Origin of the sequence: Isoptericola sp. NPDC057653, from assembly GCF_042799955.1 — a bacterium.
In the GTDB taxonomy this organism is placed as follows: Bacteria; Actinomycetota; Actinomycetes; order Actinomycetales; family Cellulomonadaceae; genus Isoptericola.
This window is the reverse complement of sequence record NZ_JBHVHP010000002.1, coordinates 606,486-625,498: the sequence shown is the minus strand read 5'-3', so window position 1 is coordinate 625,498 and position 19,013 is coordinate 606,486. Positions and strand designations below refer to the sequence as shown.

At 74.6% G+C, this 19,013-nt stretch carries 15 protein-coding genes; 8 read left to right on the top strand and 7 right to left on the bottom strand.

Annotation, left to right across the window (positions count from 1 at the left end; all coding sequences use genetic code 11):
• Positions 1 to 12 precede the first annotated feature (12 nt).
• From pflB to ACFU9A_RS14085, 3 genes are all read left to right on the top strand, one after another.
• The gene (gene pflB, locus ACFU9A_RS14095; protein ID WP_430575907.1) at positions 13 to 2,268 is read left to right on the top strand and encodes a formate C-acetyltransferase; all 2,256 of its coding nucleotides are present in this window, start codon (positions 13 to 15) and stop codon (positions 2,266 to 2,268) included.
• A 1-nt stretch (position 2,269) separates the two neighbouring features.
• Entirely contained in the window at positions 2,270 to 3,130 is an 861-nt protein-coding gene (pflA, locus tag ACFU9A_RS14090; RefSeq protein ID WP_430575906.1) for a pyruvate formate-lyase-activating protein, read from the top strand.
• Positions 3,131 to 3,211: 81 nt separating this feature from the next.
• Positions 3,212 to 3,979 (top strand): PIG-L deacetylase family protein, encoded by a 768-nt coding sequence (locus ACFU9A_RS14085; RefSeq protein ID WP_430575905.1) that lies wholly within the window; start codon positions 3,212 to 3,214, stop codon positions 3,977 to 3,979.
• Between the two features lie 19 nt (positions 3,980 to 3,998).
• On the opposite strand, the gene ACFU9A_RS14080 is transcribed toward ACFU9A_RS14085, so the two are convergent.
• Entirely contained in the window at positions 3,999 to 5,108 is a 1,110-nt protein-coding gene (locus ACFU9A_RS14080; protein ID WP_430575904.1) for a glutamate--cysteine ligase, read from the bottom strand.
• Between the two features lie 129 nt (positions 5,109 to 5,237).
• Here ACFU9A_RS14080 and ACFU9A_RS14075 point away from each other — a divergent pair, with 129 nt between their 5' ends.
• Positions 5,238 to 6,626: a pyridoxal phosphate-dependent decarboxylase family protein gene (locus ACFU9A_RS14075; protein WP_430575903.1), complete on the top strand. Its 1,389-nt coding sequence runs from the start codon at positions 5,238 to 5,240 to the stop codon at positions 6,624 to 6,626.
• Between the two features lie 90 nt (positions 6,627 to 6,716).
• Here ACFU9A_RS14075 and ACFU9A_RS14070 read toward each other — a convergent pair whose 3' ends face one another.
• From ACFU9A_RS14070 to ACFU9A_RS14055, 4 genes are all read right to left on the bottom strand, one after another.
• Positions 6,717 to 8,864, bottom strand: coding sequence for a 3-hydroxyacyl-CoA dehydrogenase NAD-binding domain-containing protein (locus ACFU9A_RS14070; protein ID WP_430575902.1), 2,148 nt, complete (start codon positions 8,862 to 8,864; stop codon positions 6,717 to 6,719).
• A gap of 5 nt (positions 8,865 to 8,869) precedes the next feature.
• The gene (locus ACFU9A_RS14065) at positions 8,870 to 10,120 is read right to left on the bottom strand and encodes a thiolase family protein (protein ID WP_430575901.1); all 1,251 of its coding nucleotides are present in this window, start codon (positions 10,118 to 10,120) and stop codon (positions 8,870 to 8,872) included.
• A gap of 180 nt (positions 10,121 to 10,300) precedes the next feature.
• Positions 10,301 to 11,530: an HRDC domain-containing protein gene (locus tag ACFU9A_RS14060; RefSeq protein WP_430575900.1), complete on the bottom strand. Its 1,230-nt coding sequence runs from the start codon at positions 11,528 to 11,530 to the stop codon at positions 10,301 to 10,303.
• Positions 11,527 to 12,177: a DUF3000 domain-containing protein gene (locus tag ACFU9A_RS14055; RefSeq protein ID WP_430575899.1), complete on the bottom strand. Its 651-nt coding sequence runs from the start codon at positions 12,175 to 12,177 to the stop codon at positions 11,527 to 11,529. The genes ACFU9A_RS14060 and ACFU9A_RS14055 overlap by 4 nt, the downstream gene beginning before the upstream one ends.
• Positions 12,178 to 12,383: 206 nt before the next feature.
• Between ACFU9A_RS14055 and gndA the strand changes: the two genes are divergently transcribed.
• The 3 genes from gndA to ACFU9A_RS14040 are packed head-to-tail and all read left to right on the top strand — an operon-like array spanning position 12,384 to position 16,430.
• Positions 12,384 to 13,820, top strand: coding sequence for an NADP-dependent phosphogluconate dehydrogenase (gene gndA / locus ACFU9A_RS14050; RefSeq protein ID WP_430575898.1), 1,437 nt, complete (start codon positions 12,384 to 12,386; stop codon positions 13,818 to 13,820).
• 7 nt (positions 13,821 to 13,827) lie between these two features.
• Positions 13,828 to 15,159: a hypothetical protein gene (locus tag ACFU9A_RS14045; RefSeq protein ID WP_430575897.1), complete on the top strand. Its 1,332-nt coding sequence runs from the start codon at positions 13,828 to 13,830 to the stop codon at positions 15,157 to 15,159.
• Positions 15,156 to 16,430 carry a hypothetical protein gene (locus ACFU9A_RS14040; RefSeq protein ID WP_430575896.1) on the top strand — a complete coding sequence of 425 codons (1,275 nt, stop codon included), beginning with the start codon at positions 15,156 to 15,158 and terminating at the stop codon, positions 16,428 to 16,430. Before ACFU9A_RS14045 ends, ACFU9A_RS14040 begins: the two co-directional genes overlap by 4 nt.
• Positions 16,431 to 16,494: 64 nt before the next feature.
• Here the strand turns inward: ACFU9A_RS14040 and ACFU9A_RS14035 are convergent, their stop codons facing one another.
• Together ACFU9A_RS14035 and ACFU9A_RS14030 are read right to left on the bottom strand one after the other, a co-directional pair.
• The gene (locus ACFU9A_RS14035) at positions 16,495 to 16,992 is read right to left on the bottom strand and encodes a hypothetical protein (RefSeq protein ID WP_430575895.1); all 498 of its coding nucleotides are present in this window, start codon (positions 16,990 to 16,992) and stop codon (positions 16,495 to 16,497) included.
• 74 nt (positions 16,993 to 17,066) lie between these two features.
• A complete protein-coding gene (locus tag ACFU9A_RS14030) occupies positions 17,067 to 17,861 on the bottom strand; it encodes a dihydrofolate reductase family protein (protein ID WP_430575894.1) in 795 nt (264 codons plus the stop codon).
• A gap of 38 nt (positions 17,862 to 17,899) precedes the next feature.
• Here ACFU9A_RS14030 and zapE point away from each other — a divergent pair, with 38 nt between their 5' ends.
• Complete coding sequence (zapE, locus tag ACFU9A_RS14025) at positions 17,900 to 18,985, top strand: cell division protein ZapE (RefSeq protein WP_430575893.1); 1,086 nt, start codon at positions 17,900 to 17,902, stop codon at positions 18,983 to 18,985.
• Positions 18,986 to 19,013: the final 28 nt, after the last annotated feature.

The following is a 19,013-nucleotide window of genomic DNA, read 5'->3' as shown; positions in this document are numbered from 1 at the left end:
AGGGGGCTCCCTATGACCACCGACGCGGCACCCACCACGACCACCGCCTGGCGCGGGTTCACGCCCGGGCCCTGGTGCGACGGCATCGACGTGCGCGACTTCATCCAGCGCAACTACACCCCGTACACGGGCGACGACGGCTTCCTCGAAGGTCCGACGGCGCGCACCACCGGGGTGTGGGAGAAGCTGTCGGCGATGTTCCCCGCGGAGCGCGAGAAGGGCGTCTACGACGTCGACCCGCACACCCCGGCGGGCATCACCGCGCACGGCCCCGGCTACATCGACCGCGACGCCGAGCTGGTCGTCGGCCTGCAGACCGACGCCCCCCTCAAGCGCGCGATCATGCCGAACGGCGGCTGGCGCATGGTCGAGGGCGCACTGGAGACCTACGGCTACCCGGTCGACGAGGACCTCAAGAAGGTGTTCACCGAGTACCGCAAGACGCACAACCAGGGTGTCTTCGACGTCTACCCGCCCGCCGTCCGCGCGGCGCGCAGCTCCCACATCATCACGGGCCTGCCCGACGCCTACGGCCGCGGCCGCATCATCGGCGACTACCGCCGGGTGGCGCTGTACGGCGTCGACCAGCTCATCGCCGCGAAGAAGGTCGACAAGCTCGGCCTCGACGTCCAGCCGTTCACCGAGTCGGTGGCGCGCGAGCGCGAGGAGCACGCCGAGCAGATCCGCGCGCTCGGCGAGCTCAAGGAGATGGCCGCGTCCTACGGCTACGACATCTCCGGCCCCGCGACGACGGCCCGCGAGGCCGTGCAGTGGCTCTACTTCGGCTACCTCGCCGCGGTGAAGGAGCAGAACGGCGCCGCGATGTCGCTCGGGCGGACGTCGACGTTCCTCGACGTGTACATCGAGCGGGACCTGCAGGCCGGGCGCCTCACCGAGGCCGGGGCGCAGGAGATCATCGACGACTTCGTCATCAAGCTGCGCATCGTGCGCTTCCTGCGCACGCCCGAGTACGACTCACTGTTCTCCGGCGACCCGACCTGGGTCACCGAGACGATCGGCGGCATGGGTGACGACGGCCGCCCGCTCGTCACGAAGAACTCGTTCCGCTTCCTGCAGACCCTGTACAACCTGGGGCCGGCGCCGGAGCCGAACATGACCGTCTTCTGGAGCCCGCGCCTGCCGCAGGGGTTCAAGGACTTCTGCGCCAAGGTGTCGATCGACACCTCGGCCGTGCAGTACGAGTCGGACGAGCAGATCCGCCCCGCCTGGGGCGACGACGCGGCCATCGCGTGCTGCGTCTCGCCGATGGCCGTCGGCAAGCAGATGCAGTTCTTCGGCGCCCGCGTGAACCTCGCCAAGGCGCTGCTGTACGCGATCAACGGCGGCAAGGACGAGGTCACCGGCAAGCAGGTCTCGCCGGCGTTCCCCGCGGTCGCGCCGGGCCTTCCGCTCGACTACGACGACGTGCGCGCCCGCTTCGACCGCACCATGGACTGGCTCGCCGAGACGTACGTCGAGGCCCTGAACTGCATCCACTGGTCGCACGACAAGTACGCGTACGAGCGGCTCGAGATGGCCCTGCACGACAAGGACGTGCTGCGCACCATGGCCTGCGGCATCGCCGGGCTGTCGGTCGCGGCCGACTCCCTGTCGGCGATCCGGTACGCCAGGGTCGTCCCGGTGGCCGACGAGAACGGCATCGTCGTGGACTACGAGATCGACGGCGACTACCCGGCCTACGGCAACGACGACGACCGCGTCGACTCCATCGCCGTCGAGCTGGTCGAGTCGTTCATGGCCAAGATCCGCAGCCACCACATGTACCGCGACGCGGTGCCCACCCAGTCGGTGCTGACGATCACGTCCAACGTGGTCTACGGCAAGGCCACCGGGAACACCCCGGACGGCCGCCGCGCGGGCGAGCCCTTCTCGCCCGGCGCGAACCCGATGAACGGCCGGGACACGCACGGCATGCTCGCCTCGGCGCTGTCCGTCGCGAAGCTGCCCTACGACCAGGCCCAGGACGGCATCTCGCTGACCAACACCGTCGTGCCGTCCGGCCTCGGCCGCACGCGCGAGGAGCAGGTGGCCAACCTGGCCGGTCTGCTCGACGCGTCGGTGGGCGCCGACGGCTACCACATGAACGTCAACGTCCTCGTGCGCGAGACGCTCGAGGACGCGATGGAGCACCCGGAGAAGTACCCGCAGCTCACGATCCGCGTCTCCGGCTACGCGGTGAACTTCGTGCGGCTGACCCGCGAGCAGCAGCTGGACGTGCTGTCGCGGACCTTCCACGGGGGGCTCTGACATGACTGCCGGCCCGGTGCTGCTGGACGCCCCCTCCCGGCGCCGGGCCGGCGCCGGCCTGCGGGGGATCGAGACGGCCGACGTCGAGCGGTCCGAGCGCCTGGCGCTGATGCGCTCGGGCGAGCTCGGCTCGGTGCACTCGTGGGAGCTCGTGACCGCCGTGGACGGCCCCGGCACGCGGCTGACCGTCTTCCTCAACGGGTGCCCGCTGCGGTGCCTTTACTGCCACAACCCGGACACCCTGGCGATGAAGGACGGCGAGCCCGTCCTCGCCGAGGAGCTGCTGGCCCGCGTCGCGCGCTACCGCGGCATCTTCTCCGCGACGGGCGGCGGCCTCACGCTCTCGGGCGGCGAGGTGCTCATGCAGCCCGCGTTCGCCGCCCGCGTCCTGCGGGGCGCGAAGGAGCTCGGGGTGCACACGACGCTCGACACCTCGGGCTTCCTCGGGGCCAACGCGACGGACGCGATGCTGGAGGACACCGACCTGGTGCTGCTCGACATCAAGTCCGGCGACGAGGAGACCTACCGGCGCGTGACGGGGCGCTCGCTGGCCCCCACGCTCCGCTTCGGGCGCCGCCTCGCCGAGCGCGGCGTGAAGGTCTGGGTGCGGTTCGTGCTCGTGCCCGGGCTCACGGACGACCCGGAGAACGTCGCCGCCGTCGCGCGGCACGCGGCCGACATCGAGGCCGTGCGCCCGGGGACCGTGGAGCGCGTCGAGGTGCTCCCGTTCCACCAGATGGCCCGCGACAAGTGGGCCGAGCTGGGCCGTGCCTACGAGCTCGACGACACCGAGCCGCCGACGCCCGAGGCGACCGAGGCCGTCCGCGAGGTGTTCCGGTTCCACGGCCTCACGACCTACTGACCCGGCCCGCTCTCCCGGGGCCCCGACAGCCCGGCGACGCCGGGGCGCGCGACCGCGCCCCGGCGTCGCTAGCGTGGTGGCATGACGACGACGTCCGACCACCCGCACGAGGACGACCCCCTCCGCCCGCTCGACGAGACCTGGGCGACGGCGCTCGCGGTGGTCGCCCACCCCGACGACATGGAGTTCGGCGCGGCCGCGGCCGTCGCGCGCTGGACGGGCCAGGGCAAGCGCGTCGTCTACACGATGGTGACCAGCGGCGAGGCGGGGATCGACGGCATGCACCCCGACGAGGCGCGCCGGGTGCGCGAGGCCGAGCAGGTCGCCTCCGCGCGGGCCGTGGGCGTCGACGACGTCGAGTTCCTCGGCTTCGCGGACGGGGTGATCGAGTACGGCCTGCCGCTGCGCCGGGCGATCGCGGGCGCCGTGCGCCGGCACCGTCCCGAGGTGGTGATCACCGGGAACTACCGCGAGTCGTTCCCCGGCGGCATGCTCAACCAGGCCGACCACGTCGCCACGGGCCGCGCCGTCGTCGACGCCGTGCGCGACGCCGGCAACCGCTGGGTCTTCACGGACCAGCTCGAGGCCGAGGGGCTCGAGCCGTGGGGCGGCGTCCGCCAGGTGTGGGTGGCCGGGTCGCCCGACGCGGGGCACGGCGTGGACGTGACGGCGACCTTCGACGCGGGCGTCGCGTCGCTGCGCGCGCACGCCGCCTACCTCGACGGGCTGGGGTGGGAGGACTTCGACCCGGCCGCTTTCCTCGCCCGGATGACGTCGGCCACGGGGCCGCGGCTCGGCGCCGCGCACGCGACGCCGTTCGAGGTCCTGAAGATGGGCTGGGACGACTGACCCTCCCGCGGTGCCGCGGTCAGGCGTGGGTGGCCTCGACCGCGCGGTCCACGACGGCGCGCAGGTCGCCCGACGCCGCGTGCCACGCGCGCTGGCGCGCGGCCCCGTCGCCGGCGGCCCACAGCCGTCCGAGCAGCTCGGTGACGGCGTCCAGGTCCCCGGCGTCGACCAGCGCCTCGCGCACGTGCGCCACGAGCTGCCCGACGACGTCGTGCGCCGGCGCGGGCCGCCACGTGCGGGGCGACAGCAGCTCGGTGGCCAGCCCCGACCGTCCGGCCCGCCACGCGGCCGTGCGCAGCAGCTCGGGGCGCAGCACCGGCGCGGCGAGGCCGTCGGTCGCCTCGCGCGCCGCGGTCTCGACGAGGCCGCGGGCGAGGGCGCCGAGCAGGGTGGCGGTGTCGGCGTCGAGGCAGACGTCGGCGACCCGGACCTCCACGGTGGGGTAGCGGGAGGACAGCCGGGCGTCGAAGTAGACCATGTCCTGGTCGAGGATCGTGCCCGTCGCGACGAGGTCGTCGACCGCCTGCCGGTACGCCTCCGGCGAGCCGAACGAGCGGGCGGGCCCGGACGTGGGCCAGCGGGCCCACACCTGCGAGCGGTAGCTCGCGAACCCGGAGTCCTCGCCCTGCCAGAAGGGGGAGTTCGCGCTCAGCGCGAGCAGCACCGACAGCCACGGCCCGATGCGGTCGAGGACGGCCACGCCCTCGGCGTCGTCGGCGACCGCGACGTGCACGTGGCACCCGCTGGTCAGCTGTTCGCGGGCCGTGAGGCCGAACGCCGCACGCGCCTCCAGGTAGCGCAGCCGCGCCACCGTCGTGCCCTCGAACCGCCACGGAGAGGTGGCCAGTGCCGCGACGCGCGCCCCGACCCGGTCGGCCGCCGTCTGGGCGCGCTCCCGACCGGCGCGGATCTCGGCCGCGAGCTCGGTGAGGTCGCTGCGCGGGTGCGTCGCCGTCTCGAGCTGCTCCTCCATGAACTCCGTCTCGAGCGCCCCACCGCCGGTCTGCGCCGAGGCCTGCGGCGCGCCGTCGACCTCCGCCGCGTCCAGCGCCTCGGACGCCCGCGCCACGGGACGCCCGTCCGCTCCGACCAGGAGGAACTCCTCCTCGATCCCGATGGTCCGCTTCATCGGGGAAGTGTCACACGCGCCCGGCCGTCGCCGGAAGTTTCCCCCGGCGGGACGGTCGCGGGCCGGGGCGTGGCCCCCGGCCCCTCGGTACGCTGGGAGGCCCGAGGCCGGTCGCGAAGGAGCACGCGGATGACCGTGCGAGGCAAGGACTTCGACGGCGCGCTGGACCGCGCCGCGCACCACGCACGAGCCTGGCTCGACGGCGTGGGAGAACGCTCCGTCCCGCCGCGGGCCGACGCGGACGCCGTCGGACGGACCCTCGCGGGTCCGCTCCCCGAGCGCGGGCTCGCGCCCGACGCGGTGGTCGACGAGCTCGTGGACCGGGTCGAGCCGGGGCTCATGGCGATCGGGTCGGGGCGGTTCTTCGGCTGGGTCATGGGCGGCACGCTGCCCGCGGCGCTGGGCGCCGACTGGCTCGTGAGCGCGTGGGACCAGAACGCCGGGATGCGCTTCGCCACACCGGGCGTCGTCGCGGTCGAGGAGGCCGCCGGGCGGTGGGTGCTGGACGCGCTCGGCCTGCCCTCCGGCTCCGACGTGGGCTTCGTCACCGGTGCGACGACGGCGAGCTTCACGGGGCTGGCGGCGGCGCGCGGGGCGGTGCTCGCCAGCGCGGGGTGGGACGTCCACGACCGGGGCCTGACCGGCGGGCCGGCCGTGCGCGTGCTGGTCGGCGCCGAGCGGCACGACTCCGTCGACCTCGCCCTGCGGTACCTCGGTCTCGGCGTGCCGACGGTCGTGCCGGCCGACGACCAGGGTCGGCTGCGCACCGACGCCCTGGCCGCCGCGCTCGCGGACGGCCCCGCCGGGGCGCCCACGATCGTCGTCCTGCAGGCCGGCAACGTGCACTCCGGGTCGTTCGACCCCTTCGCCGAGGCGGTCCCGCTCGCGCACGACCACGGCGCGTGGGTGCACGTCGACGGTGCGTTCGGCCTCTGGGCCGCCGCCGCGCCGGAGCTCGCACCCCTCGTGCGCGGGTTCGAGGCCGCGGACTCGTGGGCCACCGACGCCCACAAGACGCTCAACGTGCCGTACGACTGCGGCGTGGCCGTCGTGGCCGACCCGGCGGCCGTCCGCGCGGCGTTCGGCGTGCACACCGCGTACCTCGTGGACGCCCCGGGCCCCGGCAACCCGTACGACAAGGCGCCGGAGCTCTCCCGTCGTGCCCGCGGGGTGCCCACGTGGGCCGCCCTGCGCTCGCTCGGTCGCGAGGGCCTGGCCGCGCTGGTCGGCGGCCTGGCGCGTCGCGCCCGCGGGATCGCCGAGGGTGTGGCGGGTATCGACGGCGTGCGGGTCGTCAACGACGTCGTCTACACGCAGGTGTGCCTCGCGCTCGCCGACGACGCCCGCACCCGGGCCGCGGGCGAGCGGCTCGTCGCGGACGGCGAGACGTGGATCTCGGGCTCGCGGTGGCAGGGCCGGGACATCCTGCGCGTGTCGGTGAGCAACTGGTCGACGGACGAGGACGACGTCGCGCGGACGGTCGAGGCGGTCCGGCGCGCCGCGCACGACGCGGCGTAGCGACCACGCACCGGTGACCCGGTCCCGAGGTCGGGACCGGGCCACCGGTGCATCGTGAGCCGTGCGGCTCGGGTCACCGAGGAGGGCGTGTCAGGCGACGGCCTCGGGGACGTTCGCGACGCCGTCCGGCAGGATCCGGCGTCCGAGGACCTTCTCGGAGTACCCGGTGCGGTCCAGGTACGGCGTGATGCCGCCGGTGTGGAAGCCCCACCCGGCGCCGAGGATCATGCACAGGTCGATCTGCTGCGGCCCGGCCACCACGCCCTCGTCGAGCATGTGGCCCACCTCGACTGTCAGCGCCGTGAGCACCGAGTCGAGGACGCCGGCGGCGTCGAGCACCGGAGTGCCCTGGCGGCCCGTCGTGCCGGCGGGCAGGGCCTCGCCGAACACGGACTGGATCGCCGGGTCCACCGGCTTCGGCAGCCCGGGGGCCGGGCGGTCCAGGACGACCCGCGTGCCGTCGGCCACGAGCTTCTCCAGGCCCGGCGACGTCGGGAACCGGTCGCCGAGGTCCTCGCGCAGCGAGGTGAGCACGTGCAGGCCCACCGCGGGCCCGACGAGGTCGAACAGCTCGAAGGTGGGCATCGGGAAGCCGAGCGGCGCGAGGGCCGTGTCGGCGACCTCGACGGACGTGCCGTTCTCGATCGCCTCGACGACCTTGCCCATGACGAGCACGAGCAGGCGGTTGACCACGAAGCCGGGGCGGTCGGCGACCAGGACGGCCGTCTTGCGCAGCTTCTTCGTGATGGCGAACGCGGTGGCGAGCGCCTCGTCGGAGGTCTCCGTGGCCTGCACGACCTCGACCAGCGGCATCTGGGCCACCGGGTTGAAGAAGTGGATGCCCACCACGCGCTCGGGGTGCTGGAGGTCGGCGGCCATCTCGGTGACCGACAGTGCGGAGGTGTTGGTCGCGAGGACCGTCTCGGGGGAGACGATGCCCTCGAGCTCGGCGAAGACCTTCTTCTTCAGGCCCATGACCTCGGTGACGGCCTCGACGACGACGTCGCACGACGCGAACTCGCCGATGTCCGTGGTGCCGTGCACGCTCGCGACGATGCGCGCGGCGGCCTCCGGCGTCATCCGGCCGCGGCCGACCAGCTTCTCGACGGTGGCGCGGACGAAGCCGAGGCCCTTGTCGACCCGCTCCTGGTCCAGGTCGCGCATGACGACGGGCACGCCGAGGCGCTGGGCGACGAGCAGCGCGATCTGCGCGGCCATGAGGCCGGCGCCGACGATGCCGACGCGGGTGACGGGGCGGGCGAGGCTCTTGTCGGGCGCGCCGACCGGCTTCTTGCCGCCGGAGACGAGCTGGAAGGCGTAGACGCTGGCGCGCATCTCGTCGGACATGATGAGGTCGGCCAGCGCCTGGTCCTCGGCGGCGAAGGCCTCCTCGCGGCTGGCCGTGCGGGCCGCCGCGAGCAGGTCGAGGGCGCGCCCGGGCGCGGGGCGCGAGCCCGCGACGACGGCGTCGAGCCGCTGGCGCGTGGCCGCGACGACCGCGTCCCACACGGGCTGCGGGTCCAGGTCGCGGCGCGGGACCTCGAGGTCGCCGCGCAGCACGCGCGAGGCCCACAGGATCGACTGCTCGAGGAAGTCGGCCGCCTCGAAGAGCTGGTCCACGAGGCCGATCTGCGCGGCCTCGGCCGCCTTGAACGGCTTCTGCGTGGCGGGGCGGGTGAGGATGACGTCGACGGCCTTCTCGATGCCGACCAGGCGCGGCACCAGGTAGGCGCCGCCCCAGCCGGGCACGAGGCCCAGACCGGTCTCGGGCAGGCCGAGCGCGGGGGCGTCGGAGGACACGGTGCGGTAGTCGCAGTTGAGCGCGACCTCGAGGCCGCCGCCGAGCGCCAGCCCGTTGACGAACGCGAAGGTGGGCACGCCCATCGTGTGCAGCAGCTCGTAGGCGGCGTGCCCGGAGCGGCCGAGCTCGAGCGCCTGCTCGTGCGACGTGACGGTGGAGACCTGCAGGAGGTCCGCGCCGGCGGCCAGGAAGTAGGGCTTGCCGGTGACGGCGACGGCGGCGATCTCGCCGCGGCCGGCGCGCTCCTGCAGCGCGGTGAGCGCCGCGGTGAGCTCGGCCATGCCGTCGGGGCCCAGGGTGTTGGGCTTGGTGTGGTCGAGGCCGTTGTCGAGGGTGACGAGCGCGAGGGTGCCCGCGCCGCCCGGGAGCTCGACGTCGCGGACGCGCGAGTGGGTGACGCGCTCGGCGCGGACGCCGGCGGTGGAGTTGTCGGTCATGCGGGTCAGTTCTCCTCGTCCGTCGCGGTGGTGTGGCCCGAGTAGTCGGCGTGGTGCGGGTTCTCCCAGATCACCGTGCCGCCCTGGCCGAGGCCCACGCACATGGTGGTGATGCCGTACCGGACCTCGGGGTGCTTCGCGAACTGGTGCGCGAGCTGCATCATCAGGCGCACGCCCGAGCTGGCCAGCGGGTGGCCCATGGCGATGGCGCCGCCGTACGGGTTGACGCGCTCGTCGTCGTCGGCGATGCCGTAGTGGTCGAGGAAGCTGAGCACCTGGACGGCGAAGGCCTCGTTGATCTCGAACAGGCCGATGTCGTCGATCGTCAGGCCGGCCTGGGCGAGCGCCCGGTCGGTGGCCGGGACCGGGCCGTAGCCCATGATCGACGGGTCGACGCCGGCGAAGGCGGAGGAGACCAGGCGCATCGCGACGGGCAGGCCCAGCTCGGCGGCGGTGTCGCCGGACGCCAGCAGCGCTGCCGTGGCGCCGTCGGTGAGCGGGGAGGCGTTGCCCGCGGTGACGCGGCCGCCGGGGCGGAACGGCGTCTTGAGGTTCGCGATGCCCTCGACGGTGGTGCCGGGTCGCGGCAGCTCGTCGGCGGTGGCGAGGCCCCAGCCCTGCTCGGCGGAGCGGACCGCGACGGGGACGAGCTCCGGGCCGACGTCGCCGTTGGCCAGGGCCTTGGCGTACTTGGCCTGGCTGTTCACCGCGTAGGCGTCCGCGCGCTCCTTGGTCAGGTGCGGGAACTTGTCGTGCAGGTTCTCGGCGGTGACGCCCATGTTCAGGGCCTCGGGGTCGACCAGGCGCTCGGAGAGGAAGCGCGGGTTGGGGTCGGCGTCGAAGCCCATCGGGTGGCGCCCCATGTGCTCGACGCCGCCCGCGACCACGACGTCCGCGCTGCCGGTCGCGATGCCGGCGGCGGTCGTGGTGACGGCGGTCATCGCGCCTGCGCACATGCGGTCGATGGCGAAGCCGGGCACGGTGGTAGGCAGGCCGGCGAGCATGCCGACGGTGCGGCCCAGCGTCAGGCCCTGGTCGCCCTGCTGGGTGGTGGCGGCGATGGCCACCTCGTCCACCCGCTCGCCCGGCAGCTCGGGGTGGCGGCGCAGCAGCTCGCGCACCGCCTTGACGACGAGGTCGTCCGCGCGCGTCTCGGCGTACAGGCCGTCGGGGCGGGCCTTGCCGAACGGCGTGCGGACGCCTTCGACGAAGACGACGTCGCGCAGCGCGCGGCGGGCCGGGTTCCGGGTGGTCATGGCAGCTCCATCCACTGACGATGGTCGGGACTTCGGCGTCCGACGAGCGACGCCGCTCTCGGGGCTCGACCCGCGTGGGGCCGGCACCGAGGTACACGCTACCGCGAGTACCGGTAACGAGGATAGACCATCGTGAGACGCCGTATCAGCACCTGCCGCGTCGCCGTCGGACCGCCCGGCTCAGGCCTCGGCGAGGACCGACTCCAGGGGGACCGCGACCAGGTCGATCTGCCACGGCCGGGCGCCACGGCCCCGCAGGAACTCGGCGATCTCCGCCGCACGGACGGGGTCCGGCGGCGTCCAGCACAGGCGGCGCAGGGCGTCCGGCTGCAGCAGGTTCTCGACGGGGACGTGAAGATCGCCCGACATCGTGCCGAGCAGCTCGCGGGCGCCCGTCAGGCGGCGGGCTGCGACGGGGTCTCGGTCCGCCCAGGTGCGCGGCTGGGGCGGGCCGTCCGTGCGCGGGCCGCGGTGGCTGGGCAGCCGGTCGTCCGGCAGCGCGAGCGCCTCGTCGATCGCCTGCTGCCACGCCGGGGCGCGGCGGCGTGTGGCCTTGCCGGCGAACTCGGGCAGCGCCACGAGCTGCGGCACGGTGCGGGGCATGGCCCGGGCGGCAGCGACGATCGCGCGGTCCGGCAGGACGCGCCCGGGCGACACGTCCCGGGTCCGGGCGTTGGCGTCGCGCGCCTGCCAGAGGCCGCGCACCACGGCCAGCTGTCGCCGGTCGCGCAGCGTGTGGGTGCCCGACGTGCGCCGCCACGGGTCCAGGCGCGGGGCCGGGGGAGCGGCGGTGCGCTCCGCCTCGAACTCCTGTGCCGCCCACTCGGCCTTGCCGGCCGCGTCGAGCCGCTCGGAGAGGCGGTCGCGCAGGTCCACCAGCACCTCGACGTCGAGCGCGGCGTAGCGCAGCCAGTCCTCCGGCAGCGGGCGCGTGGACCAGTCGACCGCGGAGTGCTCCTTGGCCAGGCCGAGGCCGAGCAGCTCGGCGACGACCGCGGCGAGGCCCACGCGCTCGAGGCCCAGCAGCCGTGCGGCGAGCTCGGTGTCGAAGACCCGCGCCGGGTGCAGCCCGTGCTCGGCCAGCCCCGGCAGGTCCTGGGAGGCCGCGTGCAGCACCCACTCGGCGTCGCCCACGGCGGCCCCGAGCGGGGAGAGGTCGGGCAGCGCGACCGGGTCGAGCAGGGCGGTGCCGGCACCCTCGCGGCGCAGCTGCACCAGGTAGGTGGCCTGCCCGTAGCGGTACCCCGAGGCGCGCTCGGCGTCGGCGGCGACGGGCCCCGTGCCGCCCGCGAAGCGCTCGACGACGCGGTCGAAGGCGGCCGGCGAGTCGACGACGCGCCCGACCCCGTCCGCGGGCTCGGTGAGCGGGACGACGTCGGCGGCGGCGGACGGGGGGACTGCTGAGCTCATGGCCCCACGGTATTCGGTCGCGACGGGGGCCGGGTCGGGCCGTGGGTGCGACCCCCGGGTCGCGTGGGCAGCGCGGTGACGCCGTCGGGCAGGGGCGGGAGGCCGCCGGCGGTCGCCATGAGGTCCGCCCAGACCGCGAGGTGGACGCCGAGGGCGGTGTCGGTCGGGGTCCACGAGGCGCGGATCTCGAGGTCGACGGCGTCGGGCGTCGCGCCGAGGGCTCCGAAGCTCTGGGAGAGCACGCGGGTGACGGTCCCGCCGAGCGCCAGCGCCTCGACCCCGGCGGCGTCGAGGGCCTCGGTCACCCAGGTCCACGCGACGTCCGCGAGCAGCGGGTCCGCCGCGAGCTCGGGCTCGAGGGTCGCGCGCACCAGCGTGACGACGCGGAACGTGCCCTGCCAGGTCTCCTGGCCCTCGGGATCGTGCAGGACGACGAACCGGCCCGTGGCGACCTCGTCGCCGTCGGGCTCCGCCACCTCGCCCTCGAGGGCGACCGACCACGGGGCGATGCGCGTGGGCCCGGGGATCTCCGCGAGGTGCACCTCGCCGCGCAGCCGCCGCTCGCGCAAGGACGCCAGCGCGGCCGCGAACGGGGCGGGCGCCTGCCTGGGGTCCTGCCTGGAGTCGCCCGTGCGGTCGCCGGTCACGCCTGCCACCGTACGGCGCCCGGGCCTCCGGTCGGGGAAGCGACGCGGCGGGGACCTCCGGTCGTGTCCGGATCGTGATGGTCCGTACACCTCGCGCGCGGCGCCGACTACGCTGGACCCGGCTCCCCGGGCCGGGGCGGGCGCGCCTTCGTCGCCGCCTCCCGACGACGCCCGACCGACCGAGAATCGACGGAAGCAGGGAAACGATGACAGCTCGTGCCCAGATCGGCGTGACCGGACTTGCGGTCATGGGCCGCAACCTCGCCCGCAACTTTGCGCGGCACGGGTACACGGTCGCGGTGCACAACCGGTCGTACGCGAAGACCGAGTCCCTCGTCGCGGACGCCGGTCACGAGGGCGACTTCGTGCCGTCCGAGTCGATGGCGGACTTCGTCGCGTCCCTCGAGCGGCCGCGCAAGGTCGTGATCATGGTCAAGGCGGGCGCCGCCACGGACGCCGTGATCGACGAGCTCCTCCCGCTGCTCGACGAGGGCGACATCGTCGTCGACGCCGGCAACGCGCACTTCCCCGACACGATCCGTCGCGAGAAGGCGCTGAGCGAGAAGGGCCTCCACTTCGTCGGCACCGGCGTCTCCGGCGGCGAGGAGGGTGCGCTCAACGGCCCGTCGATCATGCCCGGCGGCACCCGCGAGTCCTACGCGAGCCTCGGCCCGATCCTCGAGGACATCTCCGCGAAGGTGGACGGCACCCCCTGCTGCACCTACGTCGGCCCCGACGGCGCCGGCCACTTCGTCAAGATGGTGCACAACGGCATCGAGTACGCCGACATGCAGCTCATCGCGGAGGCCTACGACCTGCTCAAGCAGGGCCTGGGCGCGTCCGCCGCCGAGATCGGCCAGATCTTCGCCGACTGGAACACCGGCGACCTCGAGTCGTTCCTCATCGAGATCACGGCAGACGTGCTGCAGCACGTCGACGCCGCGACCGGCAGCGCGTTCGTCGACGTCGTGCTCGACCAGGCCGAGCAGAAGGGCACCGGCCGCTGGACAGTGCAGAACGGCCTCGACCTGGGCGTGCCGATCACCGGCATCGCCGAGGCGACGTTCGCCCGCGCCCTGTCGGGCTCCGTGCCCCAGCGCGAGGCCGGCCGCGCCGCGCTGCCCGCCGACGCCGGCTCGTGGGACGTCACCGACCGCGCGGCGTTCGTCGAGGACGTGCGCCTCGCGCTGTACGCCTCGAAGGTCGTCGCGTACTCGCAGGGCTTCGACCAGATCGCGGCGGCCTCCGCCGAGTACGGCTGGGACGTCGACCGTGGCGCGATGGCCCGGATCTGGCGCGGCGGCTGCATCATCCGCGCGCGCTTCCTCAACCGCATCACCGAGGCCTACGAGCGCGACGCCGACCTGCCGCTGCTGCTCGCGGACGAGTACTTCACCGACGCCGTCGCGAACGGCCTCTCGGCCTGGCGCCGCGTCGTCGCGCAGGCGGCCCTCAACGGGGTGCCCACGCCGGCGTTCTCGTCGTCGCTCGCCTACTACGACGGCGTCCGCGCCGAGCGGCTGCCCGCCGCGCTCATCCAGGCGCAGCGCGACTTCTTCGGCGCCCACACCTACCGCCGCACCGACCGCGACGGCACGTTCCACACCGAGTGGTCCGGCGAGCGCACCGAGCAGGAGGCCTGACGCCACCGTGAGCACCCCCAGCACCCCGGCCGCGGGAGCACCCGCGGCCGCTCCCGGGTTCCGACCGGTCATCGTCGGGTCCGACATCGGCGTGTACGCCCTCGCCCGGGCGTTCCACGAGCGGTACGGCGTCCGCACCACCGTGGTCGCGTTCGCCGAGCCCGGCCCGATCGCGAACTCCCGCATCATCGACGTCGTCCTGTCCGGCAGCGAGCCCGAGCAGATCGTCGCGACCCTGCGCGAGCACGCCGCCGCGCAGGCGCAGGCGGGCTCGCGGGACCGGCTCGTCGCGCTCACCAACATGGACTGGGCCGTCCGCACGCTCGTGCACCACCGCGCCGAGCTCGAGGGCGCGGGGTACGTCGTGCCCTTCGCCGACGTCGCGCTCATCGACCGCATCTCCGACAAGGCGGAGTTCGCGGCCGCGTGCGCCGAGCTCGGCATCCCCACGCCGGCCACGGTGATCCAGGACTTCGCACGGGCCGACGACGCGGGCTGGCAGCCGGCGCCCGTCGCCTTCGACTTCCCGGTGATCGCGAAGCCGGCGAGCAGCGCCGACTACCACGGCGTGACGTTCCCCGGGAAGAAGAAGATCTTCGAGATCGCCACCCCGGCCGAGCTCGACCGGCTGATGATCTCCCTGCGCGAGGCCGGCTTCCGCGGCCGGTTCCTCGTCCAGGAGATGATCCCGGGCGACGACACGCAGATGCGTTCGGTCACCGCGTACGCGGACAGCTCCGGGCGGGTGACGCTCCGCGCGTCGGCCCACGTGCTCCTCGAGGAGCGCACCCCGGCCACCCGCGGCAACCCGTCGGCGATGATCGTCGAGCGGATCGACCCGATCCTCGACGCCGCGCAGCGGCTGCTCGAGCACACCGGTTGGCGGGGCTTCGCGAACTTCGACGTGAAGCTCGACCCGCGCGACGGCGTGTTCAAGTTCTTCGAGCAGAACCCCCGGATCGGGCGGAACAACTACTACGTCACCGCGGGCGGCCAGAACGTGGCCGAGGTGCTCGTGGACGACGTGGTGCACGGCGTGCGCCGCGAGCCGGTGACGGCCGACCGCGAGGTGCTCTACGCCGTCGTGCCGCACCACCTGCTGCGCCAGTACGTGCTGGACCCGGCGCTGCGCGCGCGGGTGGTCGCGCTCATGAAGGCGCGCCGCACCGTGCACCCGCTGCGGTACAAGGCGGACTCCTCGCCCCGCCGCCGGCTGTACGTGCTCACCGCGCTGGTCAACCACTGGCGCAAGTACCGCCAGCACTACCCGCTGGACGAGCTGCGGCGCGTGCACGCCACCAACACGCCGGACGGCGCGTCCGGCCGGGTGAGCGCATGAGCCGCACCGCCGCGCCCGAGCCCCGGCCCGAGCTCGCGCCGGTCATCCTCGGCGGCGACATCGGCGTGTACGCCCTCGGGCGGGCGTTCCACGAGCTGTACGGCGTGACGTCGACGGTGATCTCGGGCCTCGTGCCCGGCCCGATCGCCGACTCCCGCATCCTGCGCACCGTGCAGGTCGAGGACAGCCACGACGAGCGCGGGCTCGTGGACGCCGCGCTCGAGGTGGCCGCCGAGACGCTCGCGGCCGACCCCGGTCGCCGCCTGCTGCTCCTGGCCAACTCCGACTGGCTCGTGCGCACCGTGGTCCGCCACCGCGGCGAGCTGGAGGGCGCGGGCTACGTCGTGCCGTTCCTCGACGAGGAGCTCCTGGACGACATCAGCGACAAGGCGACCTTCGCCGAGCTCGCCGAGAAGGTCGGCATCGCCGTGCCGCGCACGATCGTGCAGGACTTCGCCGGCGCCGACGACCCGTCGTGGCGGCCGGTGCCGGTCGACGTCGGCTGGCCCCTCATCGCGAAGGCGGCGAGCAGCGCGGACTACCAGGACGTCGAGTTCCCCGGCAAGCGCAAGGTGTTCGAGATCGGCACGCAGGCCGAGCTCGACGACCTGTGGCGCCGCCTGCGGGACGCCGGCTTCCGCGGCCGGTTCGTCGCCCAGGAGCTGGTGCCCGGCGACGACACCCAGATGCGCTCCATCACCGCGTACGTCGACGGGCGGGGCGTGGCCACCCTCATGGCGGGGGCGCACGTGCTGCTCGAGGAGCACACGCCGAACGGCCTCGGGAACCCGGCGGCCATGATCACGGGCGACCTCGGCGCGATGTTCGACCAGGCGCGCGCGTTCCTGGCGGCGACCGGCTACCGCGGCTTCGCCAACTTCGACATCAAGGTGGACCCGCGCGACGGGCGCTTCGCGTTCTTCGAGGTGAACCCGCGCATCGGCCGCAACAACTACTACGTGACCGCCGCGGGCGCGAACGTGGCGCGGTTCGTGGTCGCCGACCACGTGGACGGCGTGGCCCTCGAGCCGGTCGTCGTGAACCGCGAGGTGCTCTACTCCATCCTGCCGACCAGCCTGCTGCTGCGGTACGTCCGTGAGGACGGGCTGCGGGCGAAGGTGCGCCGGCTCGCCCCGGACACCGCGCACCCCCTGGCCTACTGGGCCGCGGACGGCGGCGCCAAGCGCCGCGCCTACGTCGCGGCCGCGAAGGTCAACCAGGTGCGCAAGTTCCGGCAGTGGTACCCGGAGCCCACCGGCACGGGGTTCTGACGCGCGCAGCGTCCGGGCACGACGCGGGCCCGCACCCCACGGGGTGCGGGCCCGTCGTGCGTCGTCAGTCGCCGATCTCGCTGGTGCCCGCGTACAGGTGCAGCACCGGCGCCCGCAGCTTCTGCCGGGCGCGCGACGCCCAGTCCCGCCGGAGCGTGTCCGCGACCACGTGGGGGTAGGTGACCACGACGACGCCCTGCACGCCGTCGGGCCCGCCCTCGGCGCTGACCGCCGCGGCGAGCGCGGGCACGGGGTCCTCGGCGGTCACCTCGCCGTCGGCGGCGACCCCGGTGGCGCGCAGCAGCGTGAGGGACCGCTCGAGCCGGTCGGCCGCGATGACCTTCGCCTCGTCCGGCGTGGGCTCCCGGCCGACCAGGTCCTCGCCGGCCTCGCGCAGCTCGCCGCTCCACAGGTGGTCGATGATCGCCGAGACGACGTCGGAGTCCGTGTCCTCGGGCACGAGGACCCGGTACCTCTCCGGCTGCTCGGTCTGCAGGTCCGCGATGTGCTGCACATCGGCGTCGGTGAGCGCGTCCTCGGTGAGGATGATGGTCGTCGGCATGCCAGCACCGTAGTCATCCGGGTCCCCGTCCGCGAGGTCAGGACGGCCCTTCCCGCGCGGACGTGACCAGTGCCTCAGCGCAGCAGCCAGCGGGCGAGGAGCGTGCCGGTGCCCGGGGCGTGCAGCAGGTGCCCGAGCCTGGCCGGCACCGGTGGCGTCGTCGGGACCCCCGCGGCCGGGGCGGCGCCCGGTCCGCTCGCGGGGGCGGCGACGATGCGCGACGGGCCGGGCCCGACGACGCTGGGGCTGGTGGTGACGCACAGCTCGTCGACGAGGCCGTCCCTGAGCAACGCGGCGAGCAGCGTCGGCCCGCCCTCGCACAGCACGCGCGCCAGCCCGCGCGCCGCGAGGGCGGCGAGGCCGGCGCGGACGTCGACGTCGTCCGGGTCGTGCGCGGACGGCACCTCGAGCACCCGGTCCGCGGGCAGCAGGCGCGCCGCCGTCCGGGCCCCGGTGGCGCCGGTGATCATCAGGGGCGGCCGGTCGCCGTCGGCGAGCAGCTGGGGCACGCGGCCCGACCGCGACACGAGCGCGAGCTCCAGCGGCCGGTCGCTCGCGGCGGGCAGCCCGGCCGGGCGCTCGAGCGCGGTGTACCCCTCGTGGCGTGCGGTGCCGGCGCCGATCAGCACGACGTCCGCCGCGGCGCGGAGCACGCGGAAGACCCGCCAGTCCGCGTCGTCGTTGATCGAACCGGAGCGGTGGTCGGCGCCCCAGGCCGCGCCGTCGACGGTGGCGACCATGTTGGCCCGGACGTGCGGCGTGCCGGCGGGCACGGCGTGGAGCGTCGTGAGCCGTGGCTCCGCCGGGTCCGCGGGCAGGTGCTCGGGGCCGGGGACCAGCAGGTCGAGCGGCGTGGTGGCAGATCTCACAACGGCCAGCGTACTGACGCGGCGTAGCCTTGACGGTCGTGACGCTCACGCAGGACGGCCCCGCGACGCCCCCGACCCCCGATGCTCGGGAGGGCGCGGTGCCCTCCCTGTCGGCGGTGCGCCCGACCGTCTCGCCGGACCGGCTGCTCGCCGATCTCGTGCCGCCGCGCCACTTCGCGCAGGCCCGTTTCTCGACCTACCGCGCCGACCCCGCGCACCCGAGCCAGACGACGGTGCCCGCCCGGCTGCAGGAGGTGGCCCGCGAGATCACCGCGGCGCGCGCCTCCGGCCTGAAGGCCCTGTTCGGCCGGCGCCGGGCGGTGCCCGCCGTGTACATGGACGGCGGCTTCGGCGTGGGCAAGACGCACCTGCTCACGTCCCTGGCGCACGAGGTCACCGCCGCGCTCGGCGAGGGGTCGGTCGCGTACGGCACGTTCGTCGAGTACACGAACCTCGTGGGCGCCCTCGGCTTCCTCCCGACCGTCGAGGCGCTCGCCACCCGCCGGCTCGTGTGCATCGACGAGTTCGAGCTGGACGACCCGGGGGACACGGTGCTGATGTCGCGCCTGCTGCGCGAGCTCGCCGACCGCGACGTCGCCCTCGCCGCGACGTCGAACACGCTGCCCGAGGCGCTGGGCGAGGGCCGGTTCGCGGCCGAGGACTTCCTCCGCGAGATCCAGGCGCTCTCCTCGCGCTTCGAGGTGCTGCGCGTGGACGGCGAGGACTACCGGCACCGCGCGGTGGTCACCGAGGCGGCGCCGCTGGCCGAGGACGTCGTGGCCCGTGCCGCGGCCGCCCACCCCGGCGCCGTGCTCGACGGGTTCGAGGACCTGCTCGCCCACCTCGCCACCGTGCACCCGAGCCGGTACGGCGCGCTGCTCGACGGCGTCGAGCTCGTGGCGCTGACCGGCGTGCGGCCCGTGCTGCGCCAGGAGGTGGCGCTGCGCCTCGTCGTGCTCGTCGACCGGCTCTACGACCGCGACGTGCCGGTGCTGCTGGCGGGCGACTCCGGGCAGCACCTGTTCACCGACGAGATGCTCCGCGGCGGCTACCGCAAGAAGTACTTCCGGGCGCTGTCGCGCCTGGGCGCCCTCGCCGAGGAGGGCCGCCGCCTGGCGGTCTAGCCCGGCGTCCCGGGCGCCGTGCGCGCCC

Coding starts and splice junctions, on each gene's coding strand:
- ACFU9A_RS14060 (WP_430575900.1), bottom strand. CDS start 11,530: ATGAGCTCAGCAGTCCCCCCGTCCGCCGCCGCCGACGTCGTCCCGCTC.
- ACFU9A_RS14075 (WP_430575903.1), top strand. CDS start 5,238: ATGACCGTGCGAGGCAAGGACTTCGACGGCGCGCTGGACCGCGCCGCG.
- ACFU9A_RS14070 (WP_430575902.1), bottom strand. CDS start 8,864: ATGACCGACAACTCCACCGCCGGCGTCCGCGCCGAGCGCGTCACCCAC.
- ACFU9A_RS14080 (WP_430575904.1), bottom strand. CDS start 5,108: ATGAAGCGGACCATCGGGATCGAGGAGGAGTTCCTCCTGGTCGGAGCG.
- gndA (WP_430575898.1), top strand. CDS start 12,384: ATGACAGCTCGTGCCCAGATCGGCGTGACCGGACTTGCGGTCATGGGC.
- ACFU9A_RS14035 (WP_430575895.1), bottom strand. CDS start 16,992: ATGCCGACGACCATCATCCTCACCGAGGACGCGCTCACCGACGCCGAT.
- ACFU9A_RS14040 (WP_430575896.1), top strand. CDS start 15,156: ATGAGCCGCACCGCCGCGCCCGAGCCCCGGCCCGAGCTCGCGCCGGTC.
- ACFU9A_RS14065 (WP_430575901.1), bottom strand. CDS start 10,120: ATGACCACCCGGAACCCGGCCCGCCGCGCGCTGCGCGACGTCGTCTTC.
- pflA (WP_430575906.1), top strand. CDS start 2,270: ATGACTGCCGGCCCGGTGCTGCTGGACGCCCCCTCCCGGCGCCGGGCC.
- ACFU9A_RS14085 (WP_430575905.1), top strand. CDS start 3,212: ATGACGACGACGTCCGACCACCCGCACGAGGACGACCCCCTCCGCCCG.
- pflB (WP_430575907.1), top strand. CDS start 13: ATGACCACCGACGCGGCACCCACCACGACCACCGCCTGGCGCGGGTTC.